Annotated in this window: 15 protein-coding genes and 1 pseudogene; 9 read left to right on the top strand and 7 right to left on the bottom strand. The window is 41.9% G+C overall.

Translation table 11 applies throughout. From position 1 onward, the window contains the following. Window positions 1-13 precede the first annotated feature (13 nt). The gene (locus PNK_RS04780) at window positions 14-961 is read right to left on the bottom strand and encodes a hypothetical protein (RefSeq protein WP_059060623.1); all 948 of its coding nucleotides are present in this window, start codon (window positions 959-961) and stop codon (window positions 14-16) included. A 314-nt stretch (window positions 962-1,275) separates the two neighbouring features. Here PNK_RS04780 and PNK_RS04775 point away from each other — a divergent pair, with 314 nt between their 5' ends. The 6 genes and pseudogenes from PNK_RS04775 (at window position 1,276) to tdh (ending at window position 7,180) form a co-directional block, all read left to right on the top strand. Then, window positions 1,276-2,334 (top strand): thioredoxin domain-containing protein, encoded by a 1,059-nt coding sequence (locus tag PNK_RS04775; RefSeq protein WP_158021704.1) that lies wholly within the window; start codon window positions 1,276-1,278, stop codon window positions 2,332-2,334. Between the two features lie 8 nt (window positions 2,335-2,342). After that, complete coding sequence (locus PNK_RS04770) at window positions 2,343-3,485, top strand: trans-sulfuration enzyme family protein (RefSeq protein ID WP_059060620.1); 1,143 nt, start codon at window positions 2,343-2,345, stop codon at window positions 3,483-3,485. A 190-nt stretch (window positions 3,486-3,675) separates the two neighbouring features. Further along, window positions 3,676-4,866: a glycine C-acetyltransferase gene (locus PNK_RS04765; RefSeq protein ID WP_032125440.1), complete on the top strand. Its 1,191-nt coding sequence runs from the start codon at window positions 3,676-3,678 to the stop codon at window positions 4,864-4,866. A 208-nt stretch (window positions 4,867-5,074) separates the two neighbouring features. Continuing rightward, the gene (locus tag PNK_RS04760; protein WP_032125439.1) at window positions 5,075-5,485 is read left to right on the top strand and encodes a hypothetical protein; all 411 of its coding nucleotides are present in this window, start codon (window positions 5,075-5,077) and stop codon (window positions 5,483-5,485) included. A 24-nt stretch (window positions 5,486-5,509) separates the two neighbouring features. Continuing rightward, complete coding sequence (locus PNK_RS04755) at window positions 5,510-5,866, top strand: hypothetical protein (protein WP_032125438.1); 357 nt, start codon at window positions 5,510-5,512, stop codon at window positions 5,864-5,866. A 288-nt stretch (window positions 5,867-6,154) separates the two neighbouring features. After that, window positions 6,155-7,180: pseudogene (gene tdh / locus PNK_RS04750) on the top strand (L-threonine 3-dehydrogenase). Between the two features lie 54 nt (window positions 7,181-7,234). Here the strand turns inward: tdh and PNK_RS04745 are convergent. Both PNK_RS04745 and PNK_RS04740 read right to left on the bottom strand, forming a co-directional pair. Continuing rightward, window positions 7,235-9,916: a hypothetical protein gene (locus tag PNK_RS04745; RefSeq protein ID WP_059060617.1), complete on the bottom strand. Its 2,682-nt coding sequence runs from the start codon at window positions 9,914-9,916 to the stop codon at window positions 7,235-7,237. Between the two features lie 315 nt (window positions 9,917-10,231). Beyond that, window positions 10,232-12,625 carry a heavy metal translocating P-type ATPase gene (locus tag PNK_RS04740; RefSeq protein WP_231909300.1) on the bottom strand — a complete coding sequence of 798 codons (2,394 nt, stop codon included), beginning with the start codon at window positions 12,623-12,625 and terminating at the stop codon, window positions 10,232-10,234. Window positions 12,626-12,887: 262 nt separating this feature from the next. On the opposite strand from PNK_RS04740, the gene def reads away from it, so the two are divergent. Continuing rightward, the gene (gene def / locus PNK_RS04735) at window positions 12,888-13,418 is read left to right on the top strand and encodes a peptide deformylase (protein WP_059060613.1); all 531 of its coding nucleotides are present in this window, start codon (window positions 12,888-12,890) and stop codon (window positions 13,416-13,418) included. A 250-nt stretch (window positions 13,419-13,668) separates the two neighbouring features. Here the strand turns inward: def and secG are convergent, their stop codons facing one another. The 4 genes from secG to PNK_RS04720 all read right to left on the bottom strand — a co-directional run bounded on the left by secG (window position 13,669) and on the right by PNK_RS04720 (window position 17,449). Continuing rightward, the gene (gene secG, locus PNK_RS04730; RefSeq protein ID WP_032125434.1) at window positions 13,669-13,962 is read right to left on the bottom strand and encodes a preprotein translocase subunit SecG; all 294 of its coding nucleotides are present in this window, start codon (window positions 13,960-13,962) and stop codon (window positions 13,669-13,671) included. A gap of 6 nt (window positions 13,963-13,968) precedes the next feature. Then, window positions 13,969-14,754, bottom strand: coding sequence for a triose-phosphate isomerase (gene tpiA / locus PNK_RS04725; protein ID WP_032125433.1), 786 nt, complete (start codon window positions 14,752-14,754; stop codon window positions 13,969-13,971). Window positions 14,755-14,987: 233 nt separating this feature from the next. After that, window positions 14,988-15,137: a hypothetical protein gene (locus PNK_RS13345; RefSeq protein ID WP_158021703.1), complete on the bottom strand. Its 150-nt coding sequence runs from the start codon at window positions 15,135-15,137 to the stop codon at window positions 14,988-14,990. 203 nt (window positions 15,138-15,340) lie between these two features. Beyond that, window positions 15,341-17,449, bottom strand: a complete 2,109-nt coding sequence (locus PNK_RS04720; protein WP_059060612.1) for an MORN repeat-containing protein — start codon at window positions 17,447-17,449, stop codon at window positions 15,341-15,343. Window positions 17,450-17,798: 349 nt separating this feature from the next. Here PNK_RS04720 and xseA point away from each other — a divergent pair, with 349 nt between their 5' ends. Further along, the gene (gene xseA, locus PNK_RS04715; protein WP_032125431.1) at window positions 17,799-19,292 is read left to right on the top strand and encodes an exodeoxyribonuclease VII large subunit; all 1,494 of its coding nucleotides are present in this window, start codon (window positions 17,799-17,801) and stop codon (window positions 19,290-19,292) included. Next, window positions 19,285-19,557, top strand: coding sequence for an exodeoxyribonuclease VII small subunit (locus PNK_RS04710; RefSeq protein ID WP_032125430.1), 273 nt, complete (start codon window positions 19,285-19,287; stop codon window positions 19,555-19,557). The genes xseA and PNK_RS04710 overlap by 8 nt, the downstream gene beginning before the upstream one ends. The last annotated feature ends 307 nt before the right edge of the window (window positions 19,558-19,864 follow it).

Raw genomic sequence — 19,864 nt, 5'->3', positions numbered from 1 at the left:
CTTTCTAAACTTATTACACTGCAATTAAATCTGCTTGTCGGTCGAGCTCTGTTGGATTCACAAGAATAAACCCATTTTCGCCTTCCACCTCAATCTGCTCAGGCCATTCAGCCATTTGACTTCTATCGCGCTCTATCTCGCTTGGGTTGATTAAAATAAACCCATCAACATCTTCGACTTGGTCTACAGTTAAAGAGTTTTCTGCTAAATTATTATGCAGATCATAGTCTAAGTTTGCAAGTGCTTGTGCTTGCAGTTGATAAACGCCAGCTATTCTCATATGCAAATGAGTCAAAAATGTAATAGCATGTAGCACCATGAATACATGACCGCCTAGAACTTTATAGCCAAAGGATTCAACCAAAGAAATACCAAGCTCTTTGGGAATCGCAACGCTCAATGTTGCGGCAGCTTCACGCCAAAATTCGCGACGCCATACTTCCCAACGCTCTGGGTTGATGATAGAAATCCCCTCCTCATCTACTTGCCTTCGCGTTCTAATTCCAAGCAAATGGGAAAAAAGGGAATCGACTTTGTGTTCAATATACTCTACACTCGACACAAGCTTCCAAGCACGGCTGCGTAACCGAGCACCGAAAGAAGCTTGCGGTTCATTTTCGTATCTCTCTCTATCCCCTAAAATCTTTAAAGCCGTGAAATGCGTTAACTTCGCAGTCTCTACAATGGCGGCACTTGCCACTCCCGCCAATACATTCGGAATTGGAGAAAAAGGAGCATTAGGCTTCATAAAACCGATGAAAATCATCCCTCTATGCATCCAATAGATAACATAACCACCCAGGGCTCCAACCGTTAAATTACCCAAAGTCTTCATGATAACTGAGCTCTCTTCAGACTCTCCAGCTCCAGCTATTGGAGGATTAACCACGACCGGAGCCTGGGCAAGAGAATCTGGAGCAATTGGAAATGAAGCATTTTGTATATTATTAGTTGGCGTCATAAACTCTCTTTTTATGTTATTAAAAAATAATATAAGCGAAATTATATTCAAAACTAATTTAATAGTCAATATTTACTAAATTAATTTTTAGTAAAGATGTTGGGATATGAGTCGTTGTTTCCGATTGTGTAGTGTCTCTTATGCGCTGAAAGAAATTTCTTGACAATAGCGCTCTCTTTTTCAATGATGACTTTAATAGTTTAGTGAGAAAGATGACCACACAGCGGAAAATGGGCAGCAGTGTGCTAGCCTAGTATTGAATATGGACACGAGAACCTTAACCAAGTGAACGAATGAACACGAACCCCTCTAAGATGAATAAAGCAAAAACGATAAATTGGAGTTTCTGGATTGTGGGACTCGCTTTGATAGCGGGGCTTATTTTATCAATTTTATCTTGGCTGGAACTTTGTGTTGAGCACTGCTCTGCCAATCAACATTACCGCTTATTTGGTTTTCCTTTTGCTTCTGTTGGAATGGCTTTTTTCATCACAACGATGGTGATCCATTTTAGTTCTAAACAATCTCCATTGTTGAAAACGATAACAGGCTGGTTAATTGCGATGGCATTGGGATCAGAAATCATGTTTATTTTGATTCAAAAGTTCCAAATTGGGCATTGGTGTCCTGTTTGCCTAAGTATTGCCGTTTCCATTGCAATTGCAGGACTCGCCCTATCTTGGGATTACATTAAAACAATCTATTCAGATATACAACAAGGCAACCGAGGTAACATCATGAGCAAAATCAAACAAGGATTAACATCTTTTTCTTTCATTCTCTTAGGTTTTTTAATGGCTTTTATTGGAGTTGGTAAATCGAATGAAGCAGAAGCGGCGGTGACAGATATGAAAGGAAGGCTTGCATTTGGTTCTAAAACGAGCCCTGTCGAAGTCTATTTTGTTACAGACTGGTTTTGCCCTTCCTGCAAAAAAGTTGAGCCTCAAATAGAAAAGATATTTCCCACGCTTCAATCTCAAGTAGCCTTTTACTTTATCGATTATCCAATCCATAAGAAGAGTCTCAATTTTACGCCTTATAACTTGGCATTTCTGATTAACTCGAAGCCTCAATATTTAAAGGCTCGCCAAGCATTGGCAGAACTGACCGACAAGACTGAGACCCCGACAGATAATGACATCGCGAAAGCAGTAAAGCCTTACAATATTCCATTTAAGGAATTGTCTTTCTTGGACGTTAAAACAGGCATGGAATTTTTCGATAAGATCGTTGAGAAATACAATTTAAATGCGACTCCTACGATTATCATCACAAACACCAAGAGCAATAAAGTGATCAAATTTGAAGGAAGAGATGAAATCAGTGAGGAGAAAATTCTCGAAGCGATTGAATCTATGAATAAGGCAGCTTAAAGGTAAACATGAAATTTGCCACAAAGGCTATTCACATGGGGTGGGAGCCGGATCCTGTCACTGGATCTGTCATGCCACCTATTTATATGACCTCTACCTTTGAACTCGACGCCCCAGGCATAAGCCGGGGCTTTGACTATACGCGCGCCAACAATCCCAATTTTGTCATTTTAGAAAAAACGCTAGCCTCCTTGGAAGAGGCAACTTATGCAACAGTCTTTTCATCGGGAATCGGAGCTTTAATGGCCCTAACATCCACTCTTGTCAGTGGTGATAAGGTTGTAGCTATCGATGGAGTATATGGGGGAACGTACCGCCTCTTCACGCAGATTCTAAATAAATTCGGCGTCGAATTTATTAATCTTTTTTCAACCTCTATCGATGACATTGAAAAAGCGCTGATCGAACATAAGCCTAAATGGTTGCTTTTTGAAACGCCGACTAATCCCCTCATGAACCTCTTCGACATCGAAGCACTCTCTCAACTTGCAAGAAAACATGGTGTTTTAAGCGTTGTCGATAATACCTTTGCCTCTCCTTATTGCCAAAATCCCTTGAGATGGGGAGCCGATATCGTTTGGCACAGCACAACAAAATACATTGGTGGTCACTCAGATGTATTGGGGGGTGCTATCATGACAAATAATGGAGAACTTAAAAAAAGCCTGGATTTTGCAAGAAAAACCCTCGGCCTCAATCCAAGCCCTTTTGATTGCTGGCTAATCACAAGAGGCGTCAAGACCCTCGCTGTCCGCATGGAACAACATCAGAAGAACGCACTTACTCTCGCCCAATTTTTAGAAAAGCATCCTAAAGTTAGGCAAGTCAATTACCCCGGACTTCCCTCTACCCCCTCTCATCATCTTGCTAAAAAACAAATGAGAGCCTTTAATGGGATGTTGTCTGCCGAATTCAACCTTTCATTAGAAGCAACCTTGAAGATGATCGCTTCCTATCGCTATTTCACGCTAGCAGAAAGTTTAGGCGGGGTCGAGTCATTGGTCAGCCATCCCGTTACGATGACACACGCCATCATACCCAAAGAAGAGCGCGAGCGCCTTGGCTTACGCGATGGGCTCATCCGCTTTTCTGTCGGCTTAGAAGAAGCTTCTGATTTAATAGAAGACCTGTCCCGAGGACTAGAATCCTAGCCGCTTTAAAAGCCTCCCTAAAAACTTACTTATATCATGTCAATTTAGAAGGCACTTAGAAGCTTTTTAGTTCTCAAGAAAAAAGTTGCGAAAAACAGCTGTACCTTGTCTAATACCTGTTAGGCTTCTCAAACATTCACAGGAACCCGTGAATCAGCCTAGCGCTTGATTCAACTACCCCTAGTACTTTATGGATACATCATTTCTTACACATATTGAAAATCAACTAGAAGAACTTAAAACTCAGGGCTTATATAAGCAAGAAAGAGAAATCACATCACCGCAAGATGCAGAAATTACCGTTGCAGGCAGCAAAAAAGTGTTAAACTTTTGCTCCAACAACTACTTAGGCCTTGCTAATCACAGCTCCGTCATTCGGGCAGCGATGGAAAGTTATTCTCACTATGGCTTTGGCCTCTCCTCAGTCCGCTTTATCTGCGGCACACAAACGGTTCACAAGGAGTTAGAAAGACGTCTTTCACATTTTTTGGGAACAGATGAAACGATCCTTTATTGTTCTTGCTTTGATGCCAATGGAGGCCTCTTTGAAACGCTGCTTGGACCAGAAGATGCCGTCATCAGCGACGCGTTAAATCACGCCAGCATTATTGATGGAATCCGGCTATGTAAAGCCAAACGTCTGCGCTACGACAACAACAATATGAAGAGTTTGGAAGAACAGCTTAAAGAAGCTAAAGACTCCCGCTTCCGCTTGATTGCGACCGATGGGGTCTTTTCAATGGACGGAACCATTGCCGATCTCCATGCCATTTGCGATTTAGCCGATGAATATCAAGCTCTCGTCATGGTTGATGACTGCCACGCAGTTGGCTTCATGGGAGCCAAAGGTCGGGGCACATCAGAATTTTGCGATGTCATGGGACGCGTCGACTTGATAACGGGAACTCTCGGTAAAGCACTTGGAGGCGCATTGGGCGGCTACACTTCCGGACGCAAACCCCTGATCGACTGGCTACGGCAGCGCTCCCGCCCCTATCTGTTCTCCAATACATTGGCTCCAAGCATCGCCGCCGCTTCATTAAAAGTGCTCGACCTCATCGAAGGCTCAGACGACAGACGCGAGCGCCTCCAAGCAAACAGTCGCTATTTCCGTGAACGAATGACAAGCCTTGGCTTTAACCTCGTTCCTGGCTCCCACCCCATTATTCCCGTCATGCTGGGAGATGCTAAGCTCGCACAAGAATTTGCTGCTCGCATGCTCGAAGAAGGTGTTTACGTCATAGGCTTTGCCTATCCCGTCGTTCCCCAAGGAAAAGCTCGCATTCGCACTCAAATGTGCGCCAACCATACGCAGGCGGACTTGGATCGAGCCCTTCAAGCCTTCGAAAAAGTGGGCAAAGACCTTAAGGTCATTTCCTAGCCTGCCAAATTGAGGATCCCAAACCTTAATCCCGCTTATTTAACCTTAGTGAGGCTCTTGCAAAATGCAGGAGCCTCATGAGTTACGTCCCTTCACAACGATTTCTCTTGAATCACCTCAATCTTTTAATTAAATAAAACAATTTAACATTTAAATTTTAATCAATTTTGATTATAATAAAATTTTAAGGTTTAATGTTTTAGTTAATATGAGTCAAAATGATTTGAAATTGCGTATGTCATTTATTCAACAGGCGCTTACTCGCTATTCGCGCGATCCAGAAAAAGAAGAGTTAGCAAGAGGAATTCAGTCTCAGTTTCAGCAGCCGACCATGGCTAAGGTTTTTAAATCCATTACTCATTTTATTGAGCATCATCCTCAAAGCAGCCTTAAATCTTTAAGATCCTTACAGATCTCAATCACCAAACTTCTTCGCCAAGAGGAAAAATTTAAAAATTCAAACGAATCTATTCTTTACAAGGCGAATAAAGTGGTTGATTTCTTCGGTTCCCTTTTCATTCCGAATTGGTCCAAGAAGCGTATCCAAGAAATTGAGAATGCTCGTCAAGAGTTAGAGATTTTAAAAGATACTGTCCAAAAAAAAATCATTGAGTATTAGGTTAATGAAAGACTAGAAGGGCTCGTGTCTCTCGAACAGGATAAAAGAAGATTCTTCAAGAGATTATCTTACAAGAGCCGTGCCCTTCCCCTTTTAGAATGCGAAAGAGAAGGGCGAGATCCCTTTTTCTGCAATTTTTACTACAATTCGCGCTTTTGCCAGCTGACAATCCAAGCTTGCAATCAGTTTCAGTATTTGCAGACGAATCGTCAAAGGCTCATTTACCTGGATGCTTTATTTAAAGATGCGCAGACATTGTTTCGTGCAAGTGTTAAAGGTGCCCCAAGCCAAGAACTGACTCAAGAAAAGCATCTCATGCGGCTTCTCGTTTTAAAGATCGATATTCCTCCCTCTTTTAAAGATGGAGGCTTTATTATCTGAAAAAGAAAAACGAACGACTTTAGGACAGACTCTATCTGATTTTTCAGCGACTCTTGCCTCCATTATTAAGTATTAGCACCATTCCTCTTTTCACTAATCTTTTTGATGCTTACATTTATACTTGAGCTTTAATGACGCAAAGTCCTTTTCTACTTTCTCCGATTATTTATCTGCAAATGCTTTTACTAGTTTAGCTTCAGGGGATGATTTAATTTTGGCAAAATGAGTTGATAGTTTAAAATTCTCATTTATTTAAACACCTAAACGATAATTTTATAAAAGGTTACTATGAAAGGTTTAGTCAAAAGAGAACGCACCGAGGGACTTTGGATGGAAAAAGTTCCAATGCCTGAAGTAGGTGATCATGAAGTCCTGATTAAGACGCGCAAAACATCCATTTGCGGAACAGATCTTCACATTTACAAGTGGGATGCTTGGGCACAAAAAACAATTCCAGTCCCCATGGTAATTGGCCATGAGTTCATGGGAGAAATTGCAGCCCTTGGCAAAAATGTCAAAGGCTTAAAAGAGGGAGACCGAGTCTGTGGAGAAGGTCATATCGTTTGTGGCCAATGCCCCAATTGCCGGATGGGTCGCAAACACGTATGCATGCATACAAAAGGGTTGGGAGTTAACCGTTCCGGCTGTTTTGCCGAGTATTTTGTCCTTCCAGCCGAAAATGTCTTCCCCTTACCAGCTTCTGTTTCCGATGATTTAGGAGCGATTTTCGATCCTTATGGCAATGCTGTCCATACGGCCCTTTCGTTTAATCTGGTTGGAGAAGATGTTCTCATTACAGGAGCCGGACCGATCGGTATTATGGCTGCCGCAGTTGCCCGCCAAGCTGGTGCACGTCATGTTGTCGTTACAGATCTCAATGATTATCGCTTAGATCTAGCAAAAAAAATGGGAGCGACCCATGCAGTGAACATTAAAAACACCTCTTTAGATGAAGCCATGCGTTCTCTTGGAATTGACTATGGCTTTACAGTCGGATTGGAAATGTCCGGTCATCCCAATGGACTAGCAACTTTAACTGAAAAGTAACGCCATGGCGGTAATATTGCTCTTCTAGGCATCCTTCCTCCGGGAACTGCCATCGATTGGGATCTCATTATTTTTAAAATGCTGACTATTAAGGGCATTTACGGACGAGAAATCTTTTCAACTTGGTATCAAATGGTCCACCTACTAGAAAGCGGCCTCAACTTGGCTCCGATCATTACCCATCAATTTCCTATTGACGATTATGAAAAAGGATTCCAAACCATGTTTTCCGGCCAGTCTGGCAAGGTTATCCTCAACTGGGATTAAGTGAATATTTAGCAAGAGAAGCCTGTTTCCAGGCTTTTCTTGCTAGTAGCCAATTTACATCTTTAGCTTTTCAGCCGCTTCAGGCAACTTCAGAATTTGACATTGCGCTGTCAAAATCTTCTTCTTAAACAGGTCTTCAATCGTATAGCACCCTAACTCTCTAAACTTTTCCCAAGCCGCTTTTAATTCCTTTCCTTGCTTAAGGTAATACTGTAAACAAAAAATAGTTTGCCGTCTTCGAATGATTTTTAAGCTTTCTGCCGTCAAAGAAGTGCAAATGGGTGTCAAATTAGGAACCGACGAAGAGCTCAACTTATTCAAAGTCTTTTGCAGAAAACGCTTTTGCTTAAAGGGAAGGTAATCAATCTTGATCAATTCGCCACAGATTTCAATAAAAAATGTTTTGATGTTGCCTTTTTCTGGCAAGTCGAAATTGAAAAATTGAAGAAGCTCTTCAAGAAACGCGTTTGCCTCTTTAATTGAATAGGCTGGATTAAAAAGTTTATTCCATACAATCTCCCATTCGTTAGTCTGAGGCACCAGAGTGGTAAATAACCCCCGTATTTTATGGCTTAATTTTTCAATGAAGACTTGCCGATCCTTGGAAATTAAAAGATAGCCCAAATCGCAGTCCGTCTTAATGCCAACCAATTGTAATTGACCCAAATTTTCAACCCCTGTTGGACTGTTTGGAAAAATGCCGACAGGCTCCATGACTTTCTTTGGAAGGCTACTCCAAAAGCCTTCATAAAGAGAGGTAAAAGGATCGTATTCTTCTTGGCGCTCCTTTGGATTGATTAATTTTTCGACCGCTTCCAAACGACTAAAAACAAGCGAGGCACGTCCTTCCAACAAACCTTTTCTAGCTTCATACTCTTCAATAATCTCCTTTAGGCTCTCGAGGGTATTTGGATGAGGATAGCGATTGCCGAGTGTCTCGAGATATCTCATCAATCTATTGACAGAAAAGCCAAAGCTTGTACGCCCTAAGCTCACTAATTCTCGGGTACTCTTTTGATAACTTTCATATTGGGCTAAGGAAATCATTTTCCCATCTTTAATGCCCTTATCCAAACTGCAGAGCAGCTGATTTAATTTAAGCTTATAGTCAGCATAGGTCTCTTGCAGAAGAAAAACCCTCTTGTCGGCATAGTCTACCAATTGCTCTTCTGAAAAAGCTTCTAAAATGGTCTTAAATTGATCTGTGCGAAGTTTTGCTATGAGAGGATGAATAATGTTATAAGCTTGGTTGCCGTCAATCGATATAACCAAAAACTTTAACTGCTCATCAGTCAAATGCCTAGCCAGCTTCAAAAAAGTCGCTCGATAGGCAGGATCGCTACAAGCAATCCCGACCAAGAAAGGGGGCATTTTTGTGATAAAAGAGATGTAATTAGCTTCTAAGTCCTCAACACTATTTGCCATGAGTTGCAAATACTCATGACAATTTTCTACTGAAATGCCTCCATCAACATCGATTAACTCTGTAGTCATGTCTAATGCCATGACAGAGTAGAGAAGCGTTTTTATGCTCTCTGGAGCCTCCTCATCATCCATTCCGTTCTGGCTGACTTCCTCTATTAAATCTCGCGTAGTCGAGTCCATTTTAAAGCTCGAAAACAATTTCGTTCTTCCGCTCGCACTGCGATTTAGCAAGAAATCTTCTATCTCCTTGGTTTCTAGGCAGACAAGCATGAAAAGAAGAGCTTGCGAATCAACGGCTTCAAGAGTTTGCAAAAAATCGTTTTTGCTCTCTCTCACAATGCGATTATAAAAAACTCGAAAAAGGTCTTTGCGTTCATCATAGTCCCCTTTTCTTTCATACAATTCATCCAACCAATTGCATAACAGCAGCACATTATGACACTCTTGGGCAAGAACAGTCTTTCTCTGATTGTAAGACATGACACTCAACATATTGACACGGCTCTTAGCACTCAAAGACTTAAAGTGGTCCGTCAAATGCTTCAATTTATTCTGATTGCAGTAAGAATTGAGGATATGATTCAAAATATCTTCCAATTTAACATCGTAGGGCAGCTCCTGGGATAGAGCATCAATGAGTACTTGATAACCGCCTTCAAAGTTTTCTAAAGACCCCTGTTCTGCAAATTTGTTTAAGCCAAATTTAGTCCATTGCGGATTCAACGCGGCTAATAAAATCGCATAGCAATCTTCTGGCAAATTGCCGGCGCAAAACCGAATTAATCCTCTCATTTGCTTTCTATTCAAAACCTCTACGAATGCGACAAAACGACCTCGCTTTTGAAAATAGGTCAACCCATCCTCTCGTTTAGCCTCTTCCAGCATCTTCTCAAAAGCATTTTTCCATTCGCTAGGCGTCATGATTTTAATCAGCTGCTGAATTAAACTTTTGCGCACATCCGTTCCCAAGGCTAGCAAAAGATGACCCATTACAAGAGGCTGATGCATGAAAACAGTGCGAACAATGGGCAGCTCTTTTGATTTTATTTGATTGACACAAGCCTCTAAATGATTTGATAAAAGAATGGGATTTTGGAGTTCTCTTCGCATACCATCGACAAACCCAGAAAAATAGTGCACAGCCTGTTCTTCTTGAAAAAGTTTAGCCATCCATATCTCGATACATGCCGGATCTTTCAATACTTGATTGATCATGATCTTCACAAAAGAGCCTTTTTGCGGCTGTTGTATTAACGTGTGATTATTAATATGATAAATGGGAAAAGGTGCGATACCAGAAAAAGAATTCATTGCAGCCTCCTTATTTTTGATTACAGCGCCACTAAACAAAAATTCTATTAAATGGGTTACAAACGAAGGAATCAAAAAGCAGCTTCAAATATAATTAAGAGCCTTGTTAATCAATTTGCATTGAAATTTCAATATTAATGATAGATGACTAATACTCAACTACAATCGTTTTAAATCGTGAGTTTTATGTTAATAAAATAATTTTCATATTGTTTTTTTGATAAAAACATTGCTCAAGCTTGGACGTGTCTATTGCTAATCGCCTAAATTTCAAGTTATTTCCAGGTAGGTTGAATGTAGGGAATTTGACACGCCCTAGATCCTTTTCGCATTAAACAAGACGATTAAGCTGCTAGCCACCATGGCGAAGGCAGCAAAGAGGGGGGTTAGAGCTCCCGATAGGGCTAATGCTAGGCCTACGCAGTTATAGAAAAATGCCCAAAAAAGGTTTTGTTTAATGATTGACTGACCTTTTTTTGCCATTTTGCGCAGCGTCGAAATCGCTTGAAGGCGATCTGTTGTCAGTAAGAGATCAGACACTTGAATTGAGATATCCGTCGCCGACATGACGGCTATTCCTATATGAGAGGCTGTAAGAGCCGGGGCATCATTGATTCCATCCCCTATCATGGCGACAATTTCATCATTCTTTTTTAACTTATCGATTAAATCTCTTTTTTGCAAGGGATGGCAGCCTGCATGCCAAGCGTGAAACCCGCAAGTGCGAGCAACTTGTTCAACGGCTTGTGAGGCATCCCCTGACACAAGCAACACCTTGGCATCGCTTAGAGTCTGAACAAGCTGTTTAGCCTCGGGTCTGATGCGATCGCCAAGCCGAATGGCTGCCAAGCACTTATTGTCACGAGCAAAAAAGACAACTGTCTGCGCTTCTGCTTGCGCATTGTCGGAGCATGGCAATATAGTTATCCCTTGCTGCTCTAAAAAGGTTGCAGATCCGAGCAAATACACACTTAAGCCTTGCTCTCCTTTGATTCCTCTTCCAATCACCTCCTCTTTTTTTTCGATGCTCATAGCAGGGCAAAGAAGTGATCGGTCGATCGCTGCGGAAACTGGATGGTTAGAACAGGAGACCAAGCTCTTTAACAAGCGCTTTTCTTCGAAAGAAAGGGTTTCCAGTCCATTTAAAACAGTGTATTTACCTTCTGTGATTGTGCCTGTTTTATCGCAAACAACAGTTGTCTCTTTGCCAAGGAAAGCCAAGCTGCCCCGATTGCGCACAATAATGCCAAGCTTTGCCAAGGCGTTAAGCAGCTGAGACTCTGCCAATGGCGCTGCGATCCCAATTGCGCAGGGACATGAAATGAGCAGCACAGAAACCGCGCGAATGATTCCTGTTTGCAAAGAAGTTTGCCCTTGATCGCTAACATCAAAGGCTAAGCAATAGGCACATACACCAACAGCTAAAGCCAGAACAAACGGGACAAACCACTTAACGATTGGATCAACCGCCCGCACATAATGCGATTTATGGCCAATATCGTGTTCAACCATTTCTATGATGTGGAAAAGGGCTGTCTCTTCCGCCGTCGCAGTCACCTTCACAACTAAATGGCCTTGCTGCAAGACAGTTCCAGCCAGGACAGACAAGCCTGGTCGTTTGGAAACAGGCAAAGATTCACCTGTCATCAAGGACTCGTCGCAAATCCCCTCACCTTCTTCGACCAATCCATCTAGCACAATTTTTTCACCGCTAAGCACAATGAGGCAATCGCCTATTTGAATCTCTTTCAATGGCACAAACTGCCCTTGGCCTGACTTTAGTCGTTTCCGTCCACGCCTTGGCAAGGCTCTCGTTAAATGAAGCAGGGAATCTTTGGCTGAGAATTTTGCTTTCGATTCAATCATTTTGCCGAGCAAAACAAAAACGATGATGACTGTCATGGAGTCGAAATAAACATAGGGACTGCCTCGCCACAATTCATAAATAGAGAGTCCAGTTGCAGCCGCAACCCCTAAAACGACAAGAGATTCCATTCCCCACAGCCCCACACGCGCTCCTGTATAAAAGCGGCGCCAAATAGGCCACGCACTATAGGTTAAAACGGGTAAAGAACCTAAGAGAGAGAGCCATGCAAATAAGGTTGGGTAGCCATCTGTATCGTCATAAAAGTAACTCGCATAAATTGGATAGGCAAACATCATGATATTCATCGAAAAAAAGGCCGCAATGACCATGCGCAGCGACAATGTACGGCTCACTGCTTGCTGACGCGGGTCATGCAAAAAGGCGGGGCGATATCCCAACTGTGTAATCAAGCGAAGGATCTTCTCTTTTGAAATGGAACAAGGAGCATACTCGATCGATGCCAGATCAGTTGTGTAATCCACAGCACACCGCCTTATTCCAGCCTCTTTAAGGAGAGTCAAACAAATCACTTGGGCACAGGAAGGACACCACATGTCTTGAATTTCAAGATGGAGCTTTTCGCTATTACCCTCTTGCGCTTCTTCCTTATTTTGCCTGATTTGCTCCAGAAGTGCGGGATTTGCGATTAAGCCAGAGCGAAGGGCCTGTTGAAAAAGAGGATGCTCTTGAGGGTTTACAAGCGCTTCTTGACTGGCTAAAATTTGATAAACCGCTTGACATCCTGCACAGCAAAAAGGCAGTTCTCCATCCCTGTAAGAAGAGGCTAAAAGAGGGCTTTGGCAGAGAGTACATTCAGAAGAAATCGATTGCTCAACAGACACTGTAAACTCCTTGAGAGACATCTAAAATTGGAAATTGCGCATCAAATACTGCTCAATGTGCGCGTTCAATTGTATAAACTCAATAAAAAATCTTAAAAGCCAGATTTGCCCTAGCCTGCTTACCCTAAAAACCTAAAAACCGCTTTGCTTCACCTATTCTCAATTAGAGCTTAAACCCGTTTAATGCGAATGAATTGAATTGAGAAGGGATTTGTGCTATAATGATAAGCACAATAATTAATCTCCTTTACCAAGAGTTTTTATGAAACTTCCCTTAGCCTATTTCGGCGACCCCGTTCTACGCAAAAAAACAGCGCCCGTAGAAGACATTAACGACACCATTCGTCAGCTCATCATCGATATGACAGAAACGATGGAAGCAAACGATGGCTGTGGCTTGGCAGCGCCTCAAGTTCATCAGTCCCTCGCACTTTTTATCACCTGCATTCCCCGCTACGTAGACGATGATACGGTCCTACCGGGAAAATTAAAAGTCTTCATCAACCCCAAAATCGTCGCTTATAGCCCAGAAACATGGGAGTGTCAGGAGGGATGTCTGTCGATTCCAGGCATTCGCGAGACAGTTTCTCGTCCGTTAAAAGTCACCATCCAAGCCACCGATCTCGAAGGCAATCCTTTTATAGAAGAATTTGTCGGATTCGATGCACACGTGGTCATGCATGAAAATGATCATATTAACGGCGTTCTCTATATCGACCGCCTCCCACCAAGACGTAAGAAGGAGCTCGAACAACACCTAAAAGCAATCAAGAAAAAGTATTCTAAAAATTAGTTTCGCCTAGTTTCCTTTCACGCAATAATGGCCAAATACCTTGTGCATTCAAGGGCGTTTGGCCATTTGCATTTCTCGAAGTGATTCAAAAACCAGTTAAGCGAAGAGGGATAGAATCCAGAAAAAATTGTGCAGAGAGAAGGAACGAGGGAGAATCACAATATCCTTGCGGGTTAGGCCTATCGATGCGGAAAAGAAAATTGGAAGAAAAAAAAGAACGGCAATGGGGTACTTGCCGTTCTTGACAGAGTTAGTTAGACTCGATGTGGTCCATTGTAAAGGCAGGTGCATTGGCCTTTGAGTGACCTAAAGCAGTTGTCCATAATGACAGCAAAATGCAAGCTACCAAAAACACAAGAGCCAACCAGGCTGTAAACTTTTTTAAGACATCTGCTGTCGAAGTTCCAAAAAGAGATTCGCTAGAATCGCCACCAAAAGAAGCACCTAAGCCTGCACTTTTACTTTCTTGCATCAAAATCACTGTACACAGAAAGACGCAAACAAGCAAGAAAAGGGCAATAGTAAAAAAGTATAGAAACGTCATAGTTGCTTAACCTTGAGATTGAATTTTTGACTTACTATCATTCACAATTTGAATAAAAGATTCAAGAGAAAGTGACGCTCCTCCGATCAAAAGACCATCAATATCGGGCTGACTCAACAATTCTTTAGCATTAGAAGTATTCACCGATCCTCCATACTGGATCACAAGCTGCTCTGCCAATTCCGAAGAAAACTGTTCCGCCATCACTTGGCGGCAAAAGCTCTGCACCTCTTGTGCGATCTCTGGGGTCGCACTTTGGCCATGACCTATGGCCCAAACAGGTTCATAGGCAATGACTAAGGATTTCAACTGCTCTGCAGCCAACTCTTTTAAACACTCTGTTAGTTGCGTTTGAATCACATGCTGCGTTTCGCCGGCCTCATATTCTTGCAGGGTCTCTCCAACACATAAGACGGGTCTCAATCCGGCTTCTAAAGCCCGCTTGACCTTACGATTGATAAAAGCATTGTCTTCGTGATAAAGGCGACGGCGCTCAGAATGCCCCAATAAAACAAAAGAAGCTCCCGCCTCCTTCAACATTTTACCAGCGATCTCTCCTGTAAAAGCTCCCTCAGACGCATCATTCATATTTTGCGCCCCAATCATTAAAGGAGTTTTTTGAACTTCTTGTGCAAGAGAATAAATGGCAGTAAAGGGAACGGCTAACCAAACCCCCACGTCATCTTCTTCAACGACAGGAATAAGCTGACTCACAAAAGACTGAGCCTCCTGAATGGTCTTATACATTTTCCAATTACCTGTAATGACCACGGGACGGTGAAATGAAACCATCAAACGCTCTCCTTTAACTCTCAAATCTTAAGAAAAAATTGTAATCTAGCCAAAGAAGAAATTCAAGCAATTTTGCGTCCTCGCATTTAAAGGATATTGATGATTTTGTAAATCAAATCCAATCTTAAGAGAATCTGACAGGCTTCCAATTCGAAGTCTACCAACTCTTTCTTCCTGGCCGAACCTAACCCATGAGCCTCTTACAAAATTCTAGCCACTTGCAAAAGCTTCAGTCAAAAAGGAGCAGCTATCCAGTCATTTTCACCGATAAAAAGTTCCTCGTCAAACATCGCATCGTCATCAAGCGGTGCTTCGACCGCTTTTCCATGCGTCCTTTCAACAAATAAGGCCTGCCTCTCTGAAACAATCTCTTGTATTGCCACTTATATTGCTAGTAACGGTAAACTAAATATTTATTACATCCTATAAGACATTTCAATAATTAATTAACATCTCATCAAATAATAAAAAAAATAATTAAAATTCCTAATCCCAAACAAATTAATCAGCAGACAGAACAATTGAGTTGAGCAATTTATTTGTAAGACGCAAAAAGAAGGCTGCATAGAGGCAGCCTTCTAAAGAATTATTCAATAGAAATAAATCCTTCGACAGTGAGACCGTGCGTCGTTTTATAGACCCCTCTCCCGCAAGGCTGGTCAGATTTAAATTCCCCAGTAAATACATCGCCATTAGCAAAATGCATGACGCCCTGCCCAGATGCTTGAAAGTCAAGGTATTCACCCTGATAGGTATTTTTATTAGGATAAGTCATGATCCCGCCATACATGCCGTCATTCTTAAATTCCCCAGCATAACTTCTCTTGTCGGCAAATTGCATATTCCCTTTGCCATGCTTCCGCCCTTCAACAAATTCCCCATCATATAGATAGTCCGCAGATTGAAGAGTTCCCTTTCCATGAAATAGTCCTTTTTGCAAAGCTCCTTTATAAACCACTCCTTTAGGGAATGTGACCATACCTTGCACCATATGACCATGCACAAAAGTTCCTTCATAAATAGTGCCATCCGGCACTATTTCTTTCCCAAATCCATGCTTCAAGCCATTTTCAAATGCGCCCGTATAGCTAGATTTGCTTACGCAACAACTCCCCTTTCCTTGCAAAAGGCCAGCTTCATCAAAAACGCCCTGATACCAGTCGTTGTTGGGATAAGCAAGAAAGCCTTGCCCCTTAATTTTTTCATCTTCAAATAGCCCTGTATAGATAGAAGGGTGGTCGCCTTTTTTCTCAATAACCCCTTTCCCATGCCTTTTTCCTTTAACAAAAGAGCCTTGGTAAGTATCTCCGTTAGGATATATCAATAACCCCTCCCCATGCATAAGATCTTCGCTAAATTGCCCCTGATAGCTTAAGCCTGTTTTTTTGCTTGTAAAGGTACCAGAGCCATGCATTTTGCCATTTTTTAAATCGCCTTCGTATACGTCCTTATTGGAAAAGATCACAAGTCCCTTGATGGGACATTGAGTGCCATGAAAAATACCCACAATTTCCCGATCCGCCATTTCCAGGGATCCCTTGCCCAAAAGAATCCCTTCAGAGAAATGACCGCAAAACTTATGCTTATTAAATAAAGTTAAGACCCCCTCACCATGGGGTTTTCCGTTTAGACAGTCCCCATCGTATAAAGATCCATTTGGCAAATTTAAGTGTCCACTTGTCACTGGCAAGTCATTTTCAAATTGCCCCTCAAAAATTGTGCTATCGGGATAAAAAAGCCTGCCTTTGCCATGCTTCTTAAGGCCGCGCATCTCCCCATCATAATGCGACCCATCCGGATAATAAACAGTCGCAAAACTTTGCTCTTTGCCTTTTATAAATTCTCTTTCGTAGACAGCTCCATCAGGCATGGTTATTTTACCATAGCCATGCTTGACAAGCCCCATTCCTTTGACCATCCCTTCATACTTAATTTGATTAGAATACATGATCGTTCCCTGTCCGTTGGGCTCATCTTCTTCGAACTCCCCCTTGTAAACAGTTCCATTGCGATAGCTCAAAGTCCCCTTTTGCCGCACGCCATCAATCACTTCGCCTTCGAAGCGGCATCCATTTTCATACGTAAATGTCCCTTTACCAGTCATCTTACCCAAAACGAAATCACCCGTATAAATGCTCTTGGAAAAGGTTAATTCCCCACTGCCATGAGGTATGCCTTCAACAAACACTCCTCTATAAACAGCCCCGCTCGAATAAGTCATCACTCCTTCTCCATGAAAGCGATGACCAAAAAAATGTCCCCTATAAACTGAACCATCTTTGAGAAGCATCTCCCCATACCCGCTCTCAATGCTTTTAGTAGATATTTTAGATACCCTATGCATATCGACTAATCCTAAAATCCTCTCCTCCGATCGTCTTGAGCCTATCGCACCCTTCCCAACTGTTTCTTCACAAGAATCTTCAAAATGCTTAGACTTCTTCGGTGACAATACCAGACCCTCAGAAGGGTAGAATGCCATCTCCTGGGATTCCTGGCTCGTTACTGAGCTCTTAGCACCTTCCATCGCACAATATTTTCGTTTCTTAGGAGGTATATCAAAAGGAAGAGCTGAATTCGTAACCTTAACGACTGAGGCCAAGGAAGTCTTGCCGCTTGAAGGCCGGCCGCTACCTCTTTCTGGAACATTCGATGGATTAAATGAAGTTGAAAAATTGTTCGGCAAGGGTTGCATAAAAATTTCCTTATAAAAATTAATATAAAAATTAAAAACAAATCAATCTCAGAAAAGAGAGAATCTACGGCCCAGGTATTAATAATATCAGCTAACACAAAAACCACACATAAACCAAACAATTAAATTTTACATCAAGATTTCTTTTATCAATTATTAAAAGTCCAGTATAAGCCAAAAAGCTAAAGAAGCTCTTATTAAAGATGATTCGCGAATCGCACCTACTTACGATTGCTGAATAACTGAATAAAAACTTATCCTTGCTTACCGGATACTTTCAAATTAGAATGATTGTCTCGCTCTAGCGCGGGTACCCACATTTTTTAATTTTTTTAATTCGTAGTTTTTTATGGAAAATGGCTCGCAACAAGCTCCTCTACTAACTGTTACCCAGCTTACGCAAGCGATCAAGCTAAGCTTAGAATCGATGTTTCCTTTTATTTACATGCAAGGGGAAATTTCTAATTTCAAGATACAGACTTCTGGCCACTTGTACTTTTCGCTGAAAGATGCCAATGCTCAAATTTCGGCAGTGATGTTCAAAGGAGAGGCATCAGCACTTAGATTGATGCCAAAAGGGGGCGACCATGTCATGATCAAAGGTGAAATCAGCGTTTATCCCCCTAAAGGAAATTATCAGCTGATTGTGCGTGAACTTTCCTACATGGGATTAGGCGAGTTATTGCAAAAACTTGAGCAGTTAAAAATCAAACTCCATCAAAAAGGCTGGTTTAAGTCTGCGCATAAAAAGCCTCTTCCCCGTTTTCCAAAAAGAATTGGTGTTATTACGAGTCCGACGGGTGCCGTCATTCAAGATATTTTACACATTTTGACTCGCCGCTTTTCAGGCTTTCAACTTATTTTAAATCCCGTCAAAGTTCAAGGTGAGGGAGCCGCTAAAGAAATAGCAGAGGCCATCAAGCAGTTTAACCACTATCAATTGGCCGATGTTTTGATTGTTGGAAGAGGTGGCGGAAGCCTCGAGGATTTGTGGGCCTTTAACGAAGAAGTTGTAGCCGAAGCCATTTATAACAGCGACATTCCAATCATTAGTGCTGTTGGCCATGAAACCGACCATTGTATTGCCGATTATGTAGCAGACGTGCGTGCTCCCACTCCATCAGCAGCAGCCGAAATAGTCATTGCCGAGAAAGGGCAGCAGCTTGAGCACTTAAGAACGCTCAAAAAACGGATGCAGCAATCAATTCAAAACCTTATGCAGCAAGGGCGCTACCGCTTAGAAGGATTGAGTCGGCATCCTTTTTTCACACAGCCCAGCCTTCTTCTCGAATGGCGCATGCAAAAAATGGACGACTCGCGAGAAGATTTAACCTACAGCATGGAGCAAATCATCCGTTTTAAGAGGCATCGCTTAGAATCATGCATGCGGCAAGCCTTGGCCTTAAAGCCTATCAATCAAATTCAGCATCTACGCCGTCGGCTTCTCGATTGGAATCGAGTATTAACCCAGCGGCTGCAAGATCGCATTTGGCAGGCCAAAAGGCAAATTCAGCACGATGAGTATCGGCTGCAGCAAGCCTGGACGCATCACTGCCTTCAAAGGCGCCATCTCATCGATGGTAAACGATACTTGCAGCGCATCGATCAATTTATTACAGAGCGTCATCTATCTTATCAACAAAGGCTCTTGCATATTAATAATTTATTAAAGGCCATCGATCCAAAAAATCTTTTGAAACAAGGCTATAGCATTCTATTTGCGGAAAAAGAGTCGTTCGTTATAAATTCAGTCCATAAGCTTAAAAAAGGACAACAAGCCAAACTCTTATTGTCTGATGGCGAAGCCTTAATTACAATCAATGAAGTGCACCCCCGTGAATAATAACACTCCTCAAGACTCTACTAGCTTCGAAACTGCTCTCTCTCGCCTAGAAGAAATTCTCGAACGCATGAATGGTGGAACCATCAGCTTAGATGAATCTCTTAAGCTTTATGAAGAAGCTGATCAATTAATAGCGATTTGCAATAAACGTTTAAACGAAGCAGAGCGCAAAATTGAAATTCTTGTTAAAAACCGAAGTGGAGAGCTGGCAATTGGCAGTGACGATAAGCCTCTCGTGCAAGATTACAAAATTCCGAGTGCTTAATCGCTTATCTTCCAGGCTTTGTTTTTACACCCTATCAAAATCTCAAGAATTACTTTTTGTCAATTATGGACTTATTGCAATTTAACAGACATTTTCCAGCAAAAAAACGTTGAATTATGCCTTGCTAATGAATTAGAATAATTGCCTCTAGTTTTAATTAATCGCTATTCTCAGAATAACCGTAAAATTCAAACAGAAGATGTGCATAAGCACAAAACATCCGACAAATGCGTTTTTTCCGTGCTTTGATTTTTAAAAGATTGCGACTAGGTCTTAAGCCTTTGCCAATCATTTAACAGATGAGGCT

Source organism: Candidatus Protochlamydia naegleriophila (assembly GCF_001499655.1).
Lineage (GTDB): Bacteria > Chlamydiota > Chlamydiia > Chlamydiales > Parachlamydiaceae > Protochlamydia > Protochlamydia naegleriophila.
Note: the sequence above shows the minus strand (reverse complement) of the source record. Positions and strands in the feature narration are given on the sequence as shown.